The sequence below is a fragment of the Paenibacillus sp. NPDC057886 genome (assembly GCF_042796655.1).
Lineage (GTDB): Bacteria > Bacillota > Bacilli > Paenibacillales > Paenibacillaceae > Paenibacillus.
Window position 1 is genome coordinate 384,619 of record NZ_JBHVMZ010000002.1, and the last position, 17,584, is coordinate 402,202.

The 17,584-nt window shown below is 50.0% G+C and carries 15 protein-coding genes; 7 read left to right on the forward strand and 8 right to left on the reverse strand.

Annotated elements, in window-relative coordinates; all coding sequences use genetic code 11:
- Nucleotides 1–18: 18 nt before the first annotated feature.
- The 5 genes from opp4C to ACFVQB_RS08815 all read right to left on the reverse strand — a co-directional run bounded on the left by opp4C (nt 19) and on the right by ACFVQB_RS08815 (nt 5,028).
- Nucleotides 19–936, reverse strand: coding sequence for an oligopeptide ABC transporter permease (gene opp4C, locus ACFVQB_RS08795; protein WP_379437114.1), 918 nt, complete (start codon nt 934–936; stop codon nt 19–21).
- 18 nt (nt 937–954) lie between these two features.
- Nucleotides 955–1,905 carry an ABC transporter permease gene (locus ACFVQB_RS08800; RefSeq protein WP_379437117.1) on the reverse strand — a complete coding sequence of 317 codons (951 nt, stop codon included), beginning with the start codon at nt 1,903–1,905 and terminating at the stop codon, nt 955–957.
- A gap of 5 nt (nt 1,906–1,910) precedes the next feature.
- Nucleotides 1,911–2,915 carry an ABC transporter ATP-binding protein gene (locus ACFVQB_RS08805; protein WP_379438084.1) on the reverse strand — a complete coding sequence of 335 codons (1,005 nt, stop codon included), beginning with the start codon at nt 2,913–2,915 and terminating at the stop codon, nt 1,911–1,913.
- A gap of 9 nt (nt 2,916–2,924) precedes the next feature.
- Entirely contained in the window at nt 2,925–3,917 is a 993-nt protein-coding gene (locus ACFVQB_RS08810; RefSeq protein WP_379437120.1) for an ABC transporter ATP-binding protein, read from the reverse strand.
- A gap of 343 nt (nt 3,918–4,260) precedes the next feature.
- Nucleotides 4,261–5,028 carry a GTP cyclohydrolase II gene (locus ACFVQB_RS08815; protein ID WP_379437123.1) on the reverse strand — a complete coding sequence of 256 codons (768 nt, stop codon included), beginning with the start codon at nt 5,026–5,028 and terminating at the stop codon, nt 4,261–4,263.
- Nucleotides 5,029–5,472: 444 nt separating this feature from the next.
- Between ACFVQB_RS08815 and ACFVQB_RS08820 the strand changes: the two genes are divergently transcribed.
- From ACFVQB_RS08820 to gntK, 4 genes are all read left to right on the forward strand, one after another.
- A complete protein-coding gene (locus ACFVQB_RS08820) occupies nt 5,473–6,747 on the forward strand; it encodes an ABC transporter substrate-binding protein (protein WP_379437126.1) in 1,275 nt (424 codons plus the stop codon).
- Between the two features lie 129 nt (nt 6,748–6,876).
- Entirely contained in the window at nt 6,877–7,743 is an 867-nt protein-coding gene (locus ACFVQB_RS08825) for a carbohydrate ABC transporter permease (protein ID WP_090952660.1), read from the forward strand.
- Between the two features lie 21 nt (nt 7,744–7,764).
- On the forward strand, nt 7,765–8,592 hold the full coding sequence (locus ACFVQB_RS08830; protein ID WP_379437129.1) for a carbohydrate ABC transporter permease: 828 nt from the start codon (nt 7,765–7,767) through the stop codon (nt 8,590–8,592).
- Nucleotides 8,593–8,749: 157 nt separating this feature from the next.
- Entirely contained in the window at nt 8,750–10,300 is a 1,551-nt protein-coding gene (gene gntK / locus ACFVQB_RS08835) for a gluconokinase (RefSeq protein ID WP_379437132.1), read from the forward strand.
- 426 nt (nt 10,301–10,726) lie between these two features.
- On the opposite strand, the gene ACFVQB_RS08840 is transcribed toward gntK, so the two are convergent.
- Nucleotides 10,727–11,116: a nuclear transport factor 2 family protein gene (locus ACFVQB_RS08840; protein WP_379437135.1), complete on the reverse strand. Its 390-nt coding sequence runs from the start codon at nt 11,114–11,116 to the stop codon at nt 10,727–10,729.
- A 128-nt stretch (nt 11,117–11,244) separates the two neighbouring features.
- Between ACFVQB_RS08840 and ACFVQB_RS08845 the strand changes: the two genes are divergently transcribed.
- The 3 genes from ACFVQB_RS08845 (at nt 11,245) to ACFVQB_RS08855 (ending at nt 13,558) form a co-directional block, all read left to right on the forward strand.
- Complete coding sequence (locus ACFVQB_RS08845; protein WP_379437138.1) at nt 11,245–11,598, forward strand: ArsR/SmtB family transcription factor; 354 nt, start codon at nt 11,245–11,247, stop codon at nt 11,596–11,598.
- 63 nt (nt 11,599–11,661) lie between these two features.
- On the forward strand, nt 11,662–12,477 hold the full coding sequence (locus ACFVQB_RS08850; RefSeq protein ID WP_379437141.1) for a hypothetical protein: 816 nt from the start codon (nt 11,662–11,664) through the stop codon (nt 12,475–12,477).
- 121 nt (nt 12,478–12,598) lie between these two features.
- Nucleotides 12,599–13,558 carry an MraY family glycosyltransferase gene (locus ACFVQB_RS08855; RefSeq protein ID WP_379438088.1) on the forward strand — a complete coding sequence of 320 codons (960 nt, stop codon included), beginning with the start codon at nt 12,599–12,601 and terminating at the stop codon, nt 13,556–13,558.
- A gap of 199 nt (nt 13,559–13,757) precedes the next feature.
- Here ACFVQB_RS08855 and ACFVQB_RS08860 read toward each other — a convergent pair whose 3' ends face one another.
- Together ACFVQB_RS08860 and cydD are read right to left on the reverse strand one after the other, a co-directional pair.
- Entirely contained in the window at nt 13,758–15,707 is a 1,950-nt protein-coding gene (locus ACFVQB_RS08860) for an amino acid ABC transporter ATP-binding/permease protein (protein ID WP_379437143.1), read from the reverse strand.
- A gap of 1 nt (nt 15,708) precedes the next feature.
- Nucleotides 15,709–17,583, reverse strand: coding sequence for a thiol reductant ABC exporter subunit CydD (gene cydD / locus ACFVQB_RS08865; protein WP_379437158.1), 1,875 nt, complete (start codon nt 17,581–17,583; stop codon nt 15,709–15,711).
- Nucleotide 17,584: the final 1 nt, after the last annotated feature.

Sequence of the window (17,584 nt, forward strand, 5' to 3'; positions counted from 1 at the left end):
TCTTTTGCCGAATAAGTGCTACTCCTTAGGGTCCAATGCATCGCGCAGTCCATCCCCCACGAAGTTAATGGACAATACCGTAATCAGAAGCATCAGGCCTGCCGGTATCCATAGCCATAGCTGATCAGTCAGTACGGTCAGGGATTGGGCATCACTCAGCATGTTGCCCCAGCTTGGCGTAGGCGGCTGTACACCCATGCCCAGGAAGCTGAGGCCCGCTTCGCTCAGTATTGCGCTGGCTACGCCAAATGTCGCATTAACGATAATCGGACCGAGTGTATTCGGCAAAATATGTCCAAACAGAATGCGTCTTGATCCAAGACCGAGCGCAGTGCCTGCCCGCACATAATCCTGCTGCTTGATGGTCAGCACACTGCTTCGCACCAGTCTCGCCACCCCAGGCCACGAAAATAGAGCAAGCACGATGATGATGGTCTGCAAACTTGCCCCCAGCGCACTTACAATGACCAGAATCACCATGAGAAAAGGGAAGGCCATGAACATGTCCGTAATACGCATGATGACTGTGTCCAGCCATCCTCCAACATAACCCGAGATCAATCCGATGAACGTACCTGCCGTAACATAAAGGGCAACCGTGGCAAAGCCAACAAGTAAAGAAACTCTCGAAGCAACAATAAGGCGACTAAGCACATCCCTTCCGACCTGATCCGTCCCAAGCCAGTGTTCACTGGAAGGAGCGGCAGAGAAATATGCGGTTACCCGTTCAGGAGACTGCGGCGCAAGCCATGGTGCAAATAATGCCATGATTAACAGCAGCAAAATGACAACCAGACCACAGACAGCCAGTCGGTTACGTACAAAGCGCTCTGCTACTTGCCTAATATGACTGTCCTCTTCCGCATTCAAACGTTGTTCCGCGTTCTGGGCCACGGTGGTGCTTGTTTGCAATTGGAGGTCGGATGCTGTTCTCATGCTCTCTTCCCTCCCGGCTTAGTTATATTTGACTCTTGGGTCTGCGACAGAGTAGACGACGTCTGTCAGCAAGTTCGTAACCAGCACAATAACGGCTGCGACCAGATTCAGCGCCATCAGTGTTGGATAATCGCGCGAAAGAATGGACTGCATGGTTAACTGTCCTATACCTGGCCACTGAAAAATCTGTTCAATCACGATGCTGCCACCCAGCAACAGGGGAATTTCCATGCCAAACACGGTAATGATCGGTAGCAGCGCGTTCCGCAGTGCATGTCTGTGGGTGACCATGAACTCGCCAACTCCCTTGGCTCTTGCGGTTCGAAGATAGTCCTGGTTCAGCACATCCAGCATGCTTGCCCGAACATAGCGTATTTTCTTTCCAACAATTCCTACCGCTAGAACACCAGCGGGAAGAACCAAATGAAGCAGCGTGTCAAGGAAGCCCCCATCCCCTCCAAGCACACCCATACCGCCGGAGGGCAGAAGGCCCAGCTTCAGCGAGAAAAGATAGATTACCCCCAGTCCAAGAAAAAACTGCGGCATGGAGGTCCCGACAAAGGACAATCCGGTAAGGATATAGTCTACTTTCGTATTATGCTTGACCGCACTATAGATCCCGGCCGGGATCGCTATAATGAGTCCTATTAGTAGTGCAGTGAATGCAAGCAAAAGCGTCGGCCCGATTCGCTCGGTGATGAGGTCGGAGACCGGTGCGAAGGAACTAAAAGAATATCCGAGATTACCCTGAAGCAGATTAAGCATCCACTTTCCGTATTGCACAATCGCCGGACTGTTCAAGCCCAGCATCTCTTTCTTGGCTTCCTTCAATTCAGGAGAAGTATTGGGATCAATATACATGTCCACCGGATTACCCGGGGCCAGGTTGATAATGATAAAGTTAATGATGGTAATACCAAGTAATACAGGGAGTGCAATCAGAAGCCGACGAACGATATACGGAACCATTTGACTTACACCCCCTCTGCCAACGGATAATGACAGGCCACTTTGTGAGAAGATGTACTGGAGCCTGACAATTCAGGCTCTTCCTCCCTGCACTTTGCATCTGCATATGGGCAACGGGTATGAAATCGACATCCATTAGGCGGATTCTCCGGACTTGGAACATCTCCTTCCAAGATGAACCGATCCTGTTCCCTTAGTTTTGGGTGTGAAACGGGATTGGCAAGCAAAAGGCTGTGTGTGTAAGGATGCTTTGGACTCGCAAATACATCTTCCTTCGTTCCGATTTCCACAATTTTGCCCAGGTACATGACCGCAATCCGGGTACTGATATAGTTAACAGCCCCAAGGCCATGCGCGATGAATACATAAGTCAGGTTCAGCTCTTTCTGCAGATCCCGAAACAAATTAAGAATTTGGGCCTGTATGGAGACGTCCAATGCGGATACAGGCTCATCGCACACAATCAGCTTGGGATTCAGCGAGAGCGCACGTGCAATACCGACACGCTGACGCTGTCCACCTGAAAATTCGTGCGGGAAGCGACTCTTGGCCGATTGTGGGAGTCCAACCAGTTCCAACAACCGACTTACTTGAATCTCTGCTTCACGCCGTGAAGCCAAGCGGTGGGCAAGCATGGGCTCTGCAATAAGATCTCCTACTCTTTTTCGTGGATTCAGTGAAGAATACGGGTCCTGAAATATGATTTGGAGTTTTGTCCTTAACTTTTTCATTCTGCGGTGCGAGTAATTCGTAATGTCCTCGCCTTCGAATACAATGCGTCCCGAATGAGCCGGTTCCAATCGAAGCATCGTTCGTCCTATGGACGACTTCCCACAGCCAGACTCGCCAACCAGACCGACCGTTTCACCTTCAAAGATGTCCAGATCCACATTGTCCACCGCCTTGATATGCCCCGAGGTACGACCCAAAACCCCTTTGCGAATCGGATAATACGTCTTCAGCCCCTCAAGGCGAAGCAATGGATCTTCCGTGGAAGCAACATGATTCATGCTCATACTTTATCCTCCTGCTGCCTGAGATTGTGGCTGATGATGTGGGAGCCAGCATCTAACCAGATGCCCTGTTCCCACTCGTTCCAGTTGCGGCTGCTCCTGCCTGCAAGGCTCGGTCACATAGGGACAACGCTCCTGAAATCTGCAGCCCGCGGGCAGATCAGCAAGTGAAGGAACCGTTCCGGGAATCGGCACCAGACGTTCAGTTCCCCCATTCAGCGAAGGGACCGATTTCATCAAACCTTGCGTGTATGGATGCACAGGTTTGTCGAACAAGGAGTTCACATCAGCCTGCTCCACAATCTGTCCTGCATACATTACCGCTACCCGATCTGCCATTTCCGCCACGATGCTCAGATCATGAGTAATGAGTAAAATGGCCGTATCGTTGTTCTGGCGAAGCTGTTTCATCAGATTTAAAATCTGTGCCTGAATGGTTACATCCAGCGCTGTAGTCGGCTCATCGGCAATGAGCAGCTTTGGCTTGCATATGAGAGCCATCGCAATGACAATCCGTTGTCTCATGCCGCCGGACAATGAATGGGGATACTCCTTCATTACAGCCTCAGGCCTCGCAATGCCTACATTTCGCAACATTTGCAGAGCAGTTTCCGCGGCTTTTCTGCGCCGTGTTCTGGCATGGACACGTACCACTTCGATTAACTGATCCCCAATTGGAATTACAGGGTTGAGCGCAGTCATCGGTTCCTGAAAAACCATGGATACCTGCTTTCCTCTGACTTTTCTCAATTGGGTCTCGCTCAGTCCGGTAAGTTCAACGTTATCCAGACGAATATGACCCTCTGTGATTCGCCCTCTTGATCCGAGGAGCCCGGGAATAGACAACGAGGTTACACTTTTACCACTGCCCGATTCACCAACTATACACACCGTTTCACCCGGATTTATATCCAGACTAATGTCATCTACAGGCGTTATCTCTCCTTTTGGCGTTGTAAACGTGACCCGCAGATGTTCAATTTCAAGCAGCTTGTTCATTTCATCACCTGATAGCTTTCCGGAATAGCTCCCTGGTCTATATTGATTTGTAGGATAACATCAACTTTCTCATAATTCCAATTTAACTCATAAGAATTATAAGCATTAGTGTAACATGTCCTTTTGCCTTCATTTCATAAAAATGTTAAATACAGATATAGAAAATTCCAATCGGACAGGCTGTGAACCTGTCGGTTTATAATTTTTTCATAACAAAAAGCTGCTGTCATACCCCAAATCATGTCGGGTGTACAACAACAGCTTATGATGATTTTATATTTTGGACGGCATCGTTGCTCCATATGCCCTGAAGTCAATCATATTGTAAGATTTGATGTAGTGCTCAAGCCTGGGCATGCGGCAGCAAGTTTTCTCCGCCAGCCCATCCATCATTTTCTGCCAAGTGACCGGAACGGCTCACTTTGGTCTGCAAGTATTTTTCGTTGAAGGACGAACGATCTCCCCACAGTGGAACACGTCCACCTACATTCAGTCCCGCTTCCTGCAAAGCAGCGAGCTTACGTGGATTGTTGGTGATCAATGTAACGGGTGCTGAACGAAGCGCACGCAATACGGCAATCGCATCATCATAATTACGCGCATCGTCTGTGAACCCAAGCTGCAGGTTGGCATCAACGGTATCCAGACCTTCCTCTTGCAACAGGTACGCCATCGCTTTGCTGAACAGACCGATGCCACGACCCTCATGGTTTGCCAGATAGAACAGTGCGCCTGCTCCATGGGCAGCAATCATCTTCATCGATTGCTCCAGCTGGAAGCCGCAGTCACAACGTTTGCTGCCAAAGATGTCGCCTGTATGACAGATGCTGTGCATCCGAATCAATGCTTCCTGAGCTTCGGCAAAGTCACCGTACACCAGTACGCTGGATTGCTGACGTTCAGCCAGTTCGGCAGTAGCGAGAGATTCAATCAGCTCGCCGCTTTCCATAGCTTTCTCCGATTTCATCCAGCTGTACCACTGGAAGGTATGTGTCTCTCCATCGAGGTTCACCGGAAGCTTAATCGGCCCAACGAGGTATATGAAATCTTTTCCACTCGGAAAAGTCTGAATTTTGGGGGCAAGCAGTTGAATAATATGTGAATTAATCATTAGTAAGTTCCTCCTGTTAAGCCATCTTGGTTATGAATTGATTCGCATCCAGACGTAAAATGGATCACTGGATTGCATATCATACGTATCGGAGCATTTTGCATAAATCCTTAAAGCGTCCTCCAATCAGCAAGATATAGATCGAAGTGATCCTATTCGTCTATACCTTCTACCCGTTAGCGATGGGAATCGAATTATGCAAAATACTTATCTATATTATTGTCATCATCATTAGTTACTTTATGTAAGCAAGTTTAAAATAAAAATTATATTGTGTCAAGTAACTTTTGTTTCTAAAGTAACTAATAAATTTATGATACGTAACCGACACAAATTTGTGTTTCATTTTAGGAATATTGGGTATGAGTTTATAAACTGCTCATACACTTATGTTGTAGTCCATCGCACTTCATGCCTCAAACTTAACGATGAGGGGGTTATCACATGATCCGCCGGAAAAGAACATGCTGGACAGCCATTCTGCTAGTCTGTGTCATGCTGGTGAGCGGATGCTCCATATGGCCGGGACAGAACGATTCAATGAGCAACAAAAAGGTAGCGCTTACATTATGGTACTGGAACCGTTCAATCGATGATAAGCTGATTGCCAAGGCCAAGGAAAGGTTCCCCAATATTGAACTGACCGCCCAGAAAATCGGTGGTGATTTCAAGGCAAAACTCAAAACGACACTCGCTGCGCGCTCAGGTGAGCCAGACATTGTCGCATTGAACGATTGGATCATGGAGCTCTTTCCCAGCGAGGACCGTTTCTATAATCTGTATGATCTTGGCGCAGGTGACGTCGAAGACCAATATCTGGATTGGAAATGGAAGCAAGGCGTTACACCGGACGGACAGATGATCGGTTTCCCTATGGATACGGGACCGACAGCCCTCTTCTACCGTGCAGATCTGTTTAAAGAGGCCGGATTGCCTTCCGAGCCTGAAGATGTGGCTCGTCAGATCAACAACTGGGATGCCTATTCTGCTGCAGGAGAAAAGATCAAGGAAAAGTTCGGAGGCAAGGTATTTCTAACCGACAATATTGGAACCGTTTACAATCAAGTGTTATCGCAAGGAACCGAACGGTATTTCCGTCCGGACGGCTCGTTTATCGGCATGGATTCCCCACTCGTCAAGCAGAGCTGGGATACCGCCGTATCCTTCAAGCAAAAAGGGCTGCTCGCTAATGCAGACGGCTGGACCCCGGGCTGGAACGCAGCGATGAATAATGGTGAGATTGCTTCCTTTGTGGGAGCGGTCTGGATGAAGCAGGTACTGCAGGAAGCTGCACCGGATACATCTGGCAAATGGCGGGTCACCCGCGCTCCTGGTGGAGACGGCAATAACGGCGGATCATTCCTGTCCATTTTGAAGTCGAGCAAACATCCAAAAGAAGCGTTCGAAGTCATCCAGTGGTTGCAAAGCCCGGAAAACCAGCTTGAACAGTATAAAACGTTGAACCTGTTTCCTTCGGCACCTGGGGTGTTTGATACACCGGCGATGAAAGAAGAAGAACCCTTCTTCGGCGGACAGGCAACAGGGCCTGTATTTGCCGAATCGGCACAGCATGTGCCAGAGGCTTTCTTTGGCGAACGATACCCTTCAGTGCACAACATCATTACTCGGCGGCTGAATGATATTGCGAAGCAAAATGCCAACCCGGAGCAGGTCTGGCCCGATACGGTTCACCGTGTTGAGCGGGAGTTACAGCGTTAATTCAGACACTCTTATGAGATGGCAATCCGCAAAGGAGGAATTCATATGGCTGTAACCGAACCTCGCCTCACCCCAGATCCCGGAAAGATAAGTCCGGATTTGGATCGGCAGAAATCACTCTTGTCCCGGATGTGGGAACATCGTGCACTCTATGTGGCGATCTCCCCGTTTTACATTCTGTTTGCCGTGTTTGGACTGTTTCCGATCGGTTTTTCCTTATATCTGGCCTTTCACAAATGGGATGGCATTGGTGTGATGACCTATAACGGACTAAACAATTTTAAATATATGTTGACCGATGCTGAATTCTGGCAAGCGGTGGGCAATACATTCATGATCTGGATTTACGCTACCATTCCGATGCTGTTCTTTGCCCTGATTATTGCGTTTCTGCTTCATGCACCGTTTGTGAAATTCCGTACGCTGTTTCGGGTAGGCTATTTCCTGCCAAACGTAACGTCCATCGTAGCCGTCGCCATTATATTCGGTGCCCTGTTTGCCAACAACTACGGGTTTCTCAATTATCTCCTGCAATCCGTCGGACTTCCCGTGGTGGAATGGCTGAATGCACCCTGGGGCATCAAGGTGGCGATCTCCTCCATGGTGGTCTGGCGCTGGACAGGATACAACGCAGTCATCTATCTGGCCGGACTTCAGAGCATCCCGCAGACATTGTACGAGGCTGCCAAGATTGACGGCGCATCCGGGATACAGTCCTTTTTCCGAATTACGATTCCGATGCTGCGTCCTGTCATTCTGTTCACTGTGATCACATCAACGATCGGCGGCATGCAGCTATTCACCGAACCTCAAATTCTCGTGGGGAACGATGGCGGTGCAGGCGCGGCCGGGATGACCATTGTATTGTACCTTTACCGTGAATCGTTCATTAACAACTACTTCGGCTATGGTGCTGCGGTTGGCTGGGGCATGTTCCTCATTATCGCCCTGTTCTCGATTGTGAACTGGAAGCTGGTTCAAGGCAAGTCATCCTGATGTGACAAGGGGGGAGCGCTCATGACGTCCAAATCTCTCAAATCGCTGGTTTTGTATACCGGTCTTATCGGGGGCATGCTCATTTCCATGTTCCCGTTCTATTGGCTGATTGTAATGTCTACCCGGACGACGTCCGACATTTATAAGTTCCCACCTCAGCTCTGGTTCGGAGGCGAAATGTGGAACAATATCAGTCGAGTGCTTCAGCAGATTGACTTCTGGGGCGCATTTATGAATACGCTGTTTGTGTCCGGCCTGGTGACGGTACTGGTGCTATTTTTTGATTCACTGGCGGGGTTTGCGTTTGCGAAGTTTGAATTTCCGGGTAAAAAATGGCTCTTCGTCCTGCTGCTCGCCACCATGATGGTGCCTTCCCAGCTGTCGCTGGTCCCTTCCTTCGTGCTTATGGCCACGTTCGGTTGGGTCGGTTCCTTCAAAGCCCTCATTATTCCGGGCATGGTGAACGCCTTCGGCATCTTCTGGATTCGTCAATATGCCACGGAGTCCATACCGAATGACCTGCTGGATGCCGGACGAATTGACGGTTGTAATTTCTTCAGGCTGTATTGGAACGTGGCGTTGCCCATTCTGCGGCCTGCGTTTGCCTTCCTCGGCGCGTTCACGTTTATTGGCGTATGGAATGATTATCTCTGGCCCCTGATTGTCCTGACGGATGCGCGAAAGTATACGCTGCAGATTGCGCTGTCTCAATTGAATGGACTGTACAATACGGACTACGCGATGGTTATCGCGGGTACATTGCTGGCTGTTATTCCGCTGATCGTGATGTTCCTGTTCATCAGCCGCCAGTTTATCTCCGATATTGCCGCAGGAGCTGTGAAGGATTAAGGATAGCAGCATTTTGATCCATCCCTCAAGTCTGATATTCTTATCTATAGATAAATACCAGATGCATATAAGTTGGATGAATAGCGCCACGTGGGCGGAGTGTAAACGTGTAACAGCATTCATTTCACTTATATATTCAAGGAAGAGGGATGACAAAATGGCTTCTTCACCCTATATGATCGGCGTAGATATCGGCACCACCTCCACCAAGGCCGTCCTGTTTGAAGAGAACGGAACCATCGTGGCTCAAGGCGGTGCCGATTACCCGCTGTATACCCCTACTCCTGCGATTGCAGAGCAGGATGCGGAAGATATTTTCAAAGCGGTAGTAGAATCGGTTAAACAAGCGACCTCTAAAGCCGGCATCAAACCGGATGAAATCCTGTTTGTATCGTTCAGTTCAGCCATGCACAGCATTCTGCCTGTTGATGAACACGGCAAACCGCTGATGCGGGCGATGACATGGGCAGACAATCGAAGTGCCCAGTGGACGGAAGCACTCAAAACCGAAATGAACGGTCACGAAATCTATTTGAGAACAGGTACACCGATTCATCCGATGTCACCTCTGACCAAAATCATGTGGCTAACCAGAGATCAACCTGAACTGTTCAAACAGACGCACAAATTTATTTCAATGAAAGAATACGTCTTTTATAAATTGTTCTCCGAGTATGTGATTGACCATTCTATGGCCTCTGCTACGGGATTGATGAATCTCGAAAAGCTCGACTGGGACGAGGAAGCTCTACATGTCGCAGGCATCACTCCGGATCATCTGTCCCGCCTTGTGCCAACGACACATGTACTTAAGAAAGGCTTGAATCCTGAGTATGCCAAGGAGATGGGTATTGCGGATACGACGCCATTTGTCATCGGGGCAAGTGACGGCGTGCTCTCCAATCTGGGCGTAAACGCCATTGATCCAGGCGTCGTGGCGGTTACCATCGGTACCAGCGGAGCGATTCGTACCGTCGTGGACAAGCCGGTCACTGATCCGAAAGGGCGCTTCTTCTGTTATGCGCTCACTAAGGATGCGTGGGTGATTGGCGGTCCGGTCAACAATGGCGGGGTTATATTCCGTTGGATTCGGGATGAGTTTGCGGCATCCGAGGTAGAGACAGCGAAACGACTCGGGATTGATCCGTATGAAGTATTGACCCGTGTTGCCGAAAATGTACCACCAGGCTCGGAAGGCCTGCTGTTCCATCCGTACATGACGGGTGAGCGGGCTCCACTATGGAACCCGAGTGCACGCGGCTCATTCTTCGGCCTGACGCTGCATCACAAGAAGGAGCATATGATTCGCGCTGCTCTCGAAGGTGTCTTGTTTAACCTGTACACCGTCATGCTGGCGATTGAAGAGAAGATCGGACGTCCCAAAAAGATTCAGGCGACGGGCGGCTTCGCCCGCTCTGAGCTATGGCGCCAGATGATGGCTGATATTTTCGACCAGGATGTCATCATTCCCGAGAGTATCGAGAGCTCTTGTCTTGGGGCAGCCGTACTGGGGCTGTATGCCCTTGGCCGCATCGATTCCCTCAGCGCCGTCTCCGGCATGATTGGATCGACGCATCGGCATCAGCCAGACCCGGATAGCGTTCGCATCTATCGCGAACTGCTGCCAATCTTCATCCGCATCTCACGCAAATTTGAAGAGGAGTATGCCGATATCGCTGCTTTTCAGAATAAAACGTTGCAGAAGTAAGTGGATTGGGTGAGTGAGTGAGTAGGCAAGTGAGCGAGTTCATCACAGGCCGCGCCTTCCTTCTGCCAAACGCCATAAGCCGTTCACCCTATCCATGCTATGGATGGCCACTGGGAACTGCGCCCGGTTCGTAATAACATATGACATCCCGATGACCAGTCTGATGCATATTCATGAGGGCCGTCCCCGAGTGCAACGGGGGACGGCCTTTTTCATGCAGGCTTTTTTTTCACAAAATATAATAAGAATGATCCACGTTACTCCTCCGCTCCCTTTACACTTAATGACGTGCTGATGAGCATGTTAAGCAAAATAGTGGCAATCAGCATGCTGAATAAAAAAACAAATGATTGACATATGGGCATAACAAAACTCCACAGCATGAAGCTGCTGTGGAGTTATAGGTTGTCTACAGGTACCTGAGAATTACTGGTTATATTTGCTGAATGCATCCTTATCTGCCTGCACATTTTCCAAATATACAATCTGTCCCGCCTCATTCACACGAGCAATATCGATGCCTGTTTTGGCATATACCGTTCCGTCCGCAGCTTGTCCACATACCGCCCAGTTCGTTTGATAGCTGCCGTCCGGTTGAAGCTTCCATTCGTCCCACATGTGTTTCACATCGCTATTGTATTCATAGAAAGCCTTCATAAAACCATCGAATCCTGTTCTGCTGGTGCCGTTCAGCACAATCTCTGCATCCGCTGTAAATAGGGACAACAGATCCTGCATCGCACGTTCGTCTGTACGGGAAGCGTCAAATAAACGAAAATAGTTGTTTAACATTGTCGTCGTGCTTGTTGTGCTCATTCGTATTCCTCCTAAAGTATACAATCCAGTTTTCCATCTTATAGTTCGAAAAATTTCAAACTAACTGAAATGAAATGTACCACACTTTCCATCCCCAGAACAACCATCAGTTCGAAAAAAATCAAACATTGAAAGAGATTGTCGAATATGCTACCGTCATAGATATGAAAACTCCAACGATACCTATGGCTTCGGAATTAAATCTGACCACAGTCTGCAACGCACTGGGTGATCCGGTACGGATGAAAATTGCACACTGTCTGGCTAGCTCTGGCGAGAAAAACTGTTCCGCCTTCGAAGTAGACCATATTTCCAAATCAACGTTGTCTCATCACATCAAAATCCTGCGTGAAGCAGGCCTTATCCGTCCCCGCATTGATGGCAAACAGCACTTTTATTCTCTGCGAAAGGAAGACTTGAGCACCCGCTTTCCCGGTCTTGTTGAACTGATTCTGAATACAACCGAGGAATATGCACATTAAGGAAAACTAAGCTTGATTCATGCGATACATCATCTTATGGATTGTATAGAGGAGGCTGATTGCTTGGATAAAAAAGCGGCAAAAATTCTGCTGGGCACCTTCTGGGGAAGCGACGGCTGGAAAACAATATCGGCTCCCTTCTCGGGGGATGACTTTGAATATGCCAAGAGCAAAGGTGTGATGTTCGATCCACTGACCATTACCCATGATGAGATCGTCGCACGTTTGCATGAGATTCATCAGGACAACTCCATCAAGCGACGGGTAGTATCGGCATTTTTACACAGTTTGTCTACAAAAAAAGTGTACCTTCGCAGTGCGCTTTCCAGCTGGGCTTTAACATCGCAACTGCCTTTGCATACCTACGAGGAACGCCGTGCGCTGCATGCCAACACCAGCTCCTGCGGGGATTGTAACTTCCTGCGACTTCAATCGGACAAAACGTATACAGACGTTGATCTCAACGTATTGAACTTTGAACGGGTCAAATGGGGCGGAGTCCGCCACAACAACCTGTTATACTGCCTGATGGATCTGGATCTGCTGCTGACCAACAAGGAAACCATCTATGAAGTGACTGACACAGATTTCGCTATACTTGTGAGCATGCTTGAAGCAGCGCAGACCTGCGAGCCGCATGAGAGCGCACGCGGGCTAGAAAAGCGGTGGAAAGGTTTGTTGCCATCCAGCAAACAGGAACGCGACGCAATCCTCGAAATCTGGGGAGCATCCGGTCTGCTTGTTCCGCAGGATACGCCACGAAAAGGCAGAGGTGGGTACAGCGACTTCCACTTTGCCGCAACCTGGCAGGGCGATGACGGTTATAGCGCAGATGCGGCAATTTCCATCTTTGGCTCCTATCTGCCCCAGAAACTTTAAGCTAGAATGCTCTCCTTCGAGTTTGAATGAAGCTTAGGTTACAATAATGACATCGACAGATTTCCTGTTTAGCTCGTATAATAGGGGGAAATTGGTAGATAGGAGTGAATCAAGCGAATTTATGGTATACATACTGGCTTTTATGCTGTCTTTTGCTGTCGTGGTTCTGCTTATTCCGCCGCTTGGTCGACTGGCACATCGGCTCGATTTTGTGGACAAGCCCCGGCAAGACGTGGAGCGCAAGCTGCACAGGCAGCCCATTCCACTGACGGCGAGTTACGCGATATTTACTGGATTCTTCCTGACATACATTGTTCTGACGAAAGAAATTTCATGGGAAACCGCGGCCTTGGTCGCTGGCGGCATGCTGCTGTTAACCATTGGCACCGTCGATGACTGGTACAAAACCAAAGGCAAAGACTTCCCCGCCCTGCCCAAGATGGTTATTCAGGTCTCGGCGGCAGTGCTCGTATTTGCTTCCGGCATTGCGTTCACGGGATTCGTGAATCCCTTCAACTCCGAATACATCATGCTCCCGATCTGGCTGCAATTCATTCTGACGATCCTGTGGATCTTCGGTGTGACGACAGTTATTAATTTCACGGATGGCATGGACGGACTGGCAGGCGGTTTATCTGCCATCTCAGCCATTACACTGTTTATCGTTGCAATGACCAAAGGCCAAACCGATTCTGCCCTCATGGCCATTACGCTGGTCGGTGTAACCCTTGGTTATCTGAAATATAACAAAGCTCCAGCCAAAGTGTTTATGGGAGATGCAGGGGCTACATTTCTCGGCTTTATCCTGGCGGTAATCGCTCTAGACGGTGCATTCAAACAAGCGACCATGCTGTCCATTTTCATCCCTATTTTGGCGCTCGGTGTGCCGATCTTCGACAACATTTTTGTGGTCATCAAACGTTTCATTCAAGGCAAAGCCATCTATCAGGCAGATGCAAGTCAAGCCCATTATCGCTTGCTGCGTGCAGGTCTGAATCACAAACAGGTGGTTGGCGTCCTGTATCTCATCAGCACTTGTCTTTGCCTCTCATCCATTATTTTGATGCTGGTAGAAATGTAATATTAGAAACAAACGTTACAACATAAGGTTGTAACAAAAGAGACGAGCCCACTGATCCTGTGGCTCGTCTCTTTGCTATGTCGCTGATGATGCGAACTAACCTTTTAATAGGGTAGCAGCTACCGTGTCGTGCGCAAACCTCTGGCTTCGCCCTCTACCCTTTTCACTACACGCCCTGCAACTGACCTTATATTCGCTCTTATCTGAAAGCTACAGGTGGCAGCGGGACCGCAGGTTTCTGCCCATCTGCCCAACCCGGTCGATCAAGTTCAACGAGACGGCGATAACGCTCTTCCCTGACTAGCAATTGTTCGTGAGAACCCTGCATGGTAATCTGTCCATTTTCCATAAAAATAAGTTCGTCCATCCGTTCCGCTCCCATCAGGTGATGAGTGACCCAGATCATTGTTTTGCCCTGCATGCTGTCCAAAATGGTTCGCATGAGCGCTCGCTCCGTCACAGGATCAAGCCCTACCGTCGGTTCATCAAAAATAACGACAGGCGTTTCGCGAAGAAGTACCCGGGCCAGCGCAATCCGCTGCCTTTCTCCACCGGAGAAACGAAGCCCTGTCTCCAGCATCGGTGTATGATAACCCTGCGGCAAAGATTCAATAAGGTCGGATAGACCTACTTGCGCAGCCACTCGCTGGATTTCTTCGTCTGTTGCATGTGGACGACCGATTCGCAAATTGTTGGCTACCGTTGTATCAAATAGATGTGGACTTTGGTTCAGTACCGCAATGACATCCGTTACATTTTCGCCCAACGTTTGTACCGGAAGATCATTGATAAATACGTTTCCGGCGGATGGATGCAGCACTCCCTGAATGAGCTTCAGAAGGGTTGATTTGCCACCGCCACTGCGACCGAGAATAGCCAAGCGTTTACCCTGAGGAAGATGAAGAGACACCTCCTGCACCGCATACGGGGCAACTGGCGTATAACGATAACTCACCTGATCGATCTGAATGTCGGCTCGCAGCCTGGGCGGAATGCGCAGGCGGATGCGTCGATCCGAAGCTCTTTCCGTACGATCCGGGGAACCCAGCTGCTGTCCAGCTACCAGATTGCTGTCTGGTACACCTGTGGTCATATCCTTTTTGGCTCCAGCTGCTGCATTCGCTTCTTCGGTTCCAGACTGTTCTGGCTTATTCTCTTCACCTTCCAAGTGCTGCAATCGTTCCAGCGATTCACGATACTGCGGGATATGGTCCACGGCATCTCCTACAGGCAGCAGTGCTTCCGTGAGTGGAAACAACACCAGCACAAATGCAGCAATCATGACCGCAGGCAGCTGTCCGGCAGAAGCCGCACTTCCCGCCCATAAGGTCACCGATACCACCATCAGTCCGATCACGCATTGCGCGACCAGATCACGCCAGCGCGTCCATTGCCGCAAGCGGAGTCGAATCATATCTGCCTGTCCTTCAGTCTCTTCCTGCCGACGCACAAATTCTTCAGCTCGTCCACTCGCTATCCAATCCCCGAGGCCAAGCACACCATCTGTCAGACGAGTGTACAACTTGGCATTTTCCCGCTTCAGTCGCACCCGCAACTTCCACGTCACACGGAGGGAAATGGCAGGCAGCACGGCAACCAGAAACAGCATATACAACCCCATCCACAGTGCAAACCCCAGATCAACGCTGCCAAAAGCCACAACAACGCCACCGTACATCACGAGTGCCGTAACCGCTGGAAATACCGTCCGCAGGTAAATATCCTGCAGTCGTTCTACATCCTCTGCGAGAGCACCGAGTACGTCTCCTGTCTGCATGCGGGAGCGTAGGAACAGTGCCTGCGGCTCCAAAATCCGATACAGCTTCACGCGCTGATCTGCAAGCACACGCAAAACGGCATCATGTCCGGCCAGACGTTCGGCATACCGAAATACGGCACGGAAAATCCCAAATGCACGAACACCCACAATAGGTACATATACCATTAAAATATTTTCAGGACGGAGGGCCGACTTGGAGATCAGAAATCCGGAGGTGAAAAGCAGCAGCACAGCACATAACGTAGCGCATATCCCCAGCGCAATGACTGCCACGAGTCTCCAGCGGTACTGTGCCATGTACGGAGTGAGCCAGCTATTCTTTTTGTCACCGCTCCGGGCTGTTTCTGTCTGCTCATATCCGGCTTTCATCTTACACCGCCTCCATTTGGGCCTGAATCATCTGGTAATAAACACCTTGTCGGGCCAACAATTCCTCATGTGTTCCTGTCTCTGCAACCGTACCGCCATCCATCACGATAATGCGGTCCATATGCGGCATCCAATGCAGTCGATGTGTTGCCAGAAACACCAGCTTACCCTCAAACAGCGGCAGCATCGTCTGTTTCAGTTCATACTCGGTCTCCACATCCAGATGCGCAGTCGGCTCATCGAGCAGCAGGATCGGGCGGCCACTAAGAAGAGCTCTCGCCAAAGCCACCCGCTGTTCCTGCCCGCCGCTGAGCTGCCTTCCCCCAGCCCCAATCGGCTCCTGCAACCCTTTCGGCAATGAGGAGGCAAGCTTATGCAAACCGGCTGCGTGAATAGCGTCAGCCACCTCCACATCCGAAGCTTCGGGCATATAGAATCGAACATTATCCGCCAGACTTCCACTGAAAATAGTTGGATGCTGCGGGATGGCCGCCGTTTGTTTTCTCCAATCTTCCATCATCTCTGGAGAGAAGGGCTGGCCGTTATATAAGATCTGGCCTGAAGTAAACTGCTGGAAGCCTGCCAGTACATCAATCAGGGTTGATTTCCCTGCTCCGCTCGCTCCGATAATTCCTACTTTGCCAAGGCCGGAAACCTGAAACGTTACATCATTCAATGAGCATGGCACGTCTTCCTGATGCCGTACCTGTACGTTGGTGAGCGCCAATCTGCTCGTCGCCTCCCAGAAGGTTTTCGATGAGGAGGCAGCGACGCCACTTCGGCCATTCACCTCACGCAAGACCACCCGTATGGTGGATGGAGAAATATCGCTTGGGCCAGAAGAAGACTCAGGCGAAGAGGATTCTTCGTTCTTTTCTGCCACACCCTGTAGAACAGCACTCGTGTATGCTTCCTTTTGCTTACGTTCGGCCAATTTCCCCCGTTCAATCATCTGGCTGATTGCTTCCCCTGCCTCTTTGCCGTCCAGTGTGGCGTGGTAATCTGCGCCTACCATTCTTACAGGCAGGAAGTATTCGGGCGCGAGAATAAGTACGGTCAGCGCTGGCCCAAGCAGCATATGTCCTTCCGTCAGGCGCAGCCCCAACCCAACCGCCACTGAAGCCACCGACAGCATGGTGAAGAAATCGAGTGCGAAGGAGGACAGAAAAGCCATACGCAGAGTAGACATCGTAGCCTTGCGATAACGCTGACTGACCCGAATGATTGTTTCTCCATGCTTACCGCTTTGTCCCAGTGTTTTGAGTGTTTCCAGTCCACGCAGCGTATCCACAAAATGGTTGGCCAACGCTTTATACGACTTGAACTGTCCATCGATCTTGCGCTGTGCAGCCAGTCCCACCAAAATCATAAACACGATCAGGATCGGCAGTGTCAGCGTCAAAATCACCCCGGACATCATATCCAGCTTGAAGACATAGAACAGAATAACCATTGGCGTGAACCCCATCCCCAGCATGCGGGGAATAAACAGTTCAAGATACGTCTTATACTGGGCTGTTCCTTCGCGTGCCAGCGTAACCAGGTGCCCTGTTCCTTCCGTTTTGGCAAAACGCGGTCCCAGCCGGAACCACTGCTCCACCATTTGTCTGCGCAGATCGTTTCCTGTCTTCTCCGCGTACCGCGAAGCGATGAGCTGCAACCAGAACGATAGGGCATAGCGGGCGGCAAAAGCGGCCAGGAAAAACAGCAGCACCGGGTACTGCTCCGTTACGGGTGAACCTTGAAACAATGCCGTAATCGCCTGTGCCAGCCATTTCGCCTGCATGATAATCGTCATCGCCTGTAACAGTACCAGCGCTGAGGCCAGCGCAAGTACTGGCCGGATGCCCGGCAGCTTCAGCAGCCCCCGTCCCATA

Bases quoted from the DNA above. Each gene is read 5' to 3' on its own strand.
- opp4C (WP_379437114.1), bottom strand. From the start codon at position 936: ATGAGAACAGCATCCGACCTCCAATTGCAAACAAGCACCACCGTGGCC.
- ACFVQB_RS08800 (WP_379437117.1), bottom strand. From the start codon at position 1,905: ATGGTTCCGTATATCGTTCGTCGGCTTCTGATTGCACTCCCTGTATTA.
- ACFVQB_RS08805 (WP_379438084.1), bottom strand. From the start codon at position 2,915: ATGAATCATGTTGCTTCCACGGAAGATCCATTGCTTCGCCTTGAGGGG.
- ACFVQB_RS08810 (WP_379437120.1), bottom strand. From the start codon at position 3,917: ATGAACAAGCTGCTTGAAATTGAACATCTGCGGGTCACGTTTACAACG.
- ACFVQB_RS08815 (WP_379437123.1), bottom strand. From the start codon at position 5,028: ATGATTAATTCACATATTATTCAACTGCTTGCCCCCAAAATTCAGACT.
- ACFVQB_RS08820 (WP_379437126.1), top strand. From the start codon at position 5,473: ATGATCCGCCGGAAAAGAACATGCTGGACAGCCATTCTGCTAGTCTGT.
- ACFVQB_RS08825 (WP_090952660.1), top strand. From the start codon at position 6,877: ATGTGGGAACATCGTGCACTCTATGTGGCGATCTCCCCGTTTTACATT.
- ACFVQB_RS08830 (WP_379437129.1), top strand. From the start codon at position 7,765: ATGACGTCCAAATCTCTCAAATCGCTGGTTTTGTATACCGGTCTTATC.
- gntK (WP_379437132.1), top strand. From the start codon at position 8,750: ATGGCTTCTTCACCCTATATGATCGGCGTAGATATCGGCACCACCTCC.
- ACFVQB_RS08840 (WP_379437135.1), bottom strand. From the start codon at position 11,116: ATGAGCACAACAAGCACGACGACAATGTTAAACAACTATTTTCGTTTA.
- ACFVQB_RS08855 (WP_379438088.1), top strand. From the start codon at position 12,599: ATGGTATACATACTGGCTTTTATGCTGTCTTTTGCTGTCGTGGTTCTG.
- ACFVQB_RS08860 (WP_379437143.1), bottom strand. From the start codon at position 15,707: ATGAAAGCCGGATATGAGCAGACAGAAACAGCCCGGAGCGGTGACAAA.
- cydD (WP_379437158.1), bottom strand. From the start codon at position 17,583: ATGGGACGGGGGCTGCTGAAGCTGCCGGGCATCCGGCCAGTACTTGCG.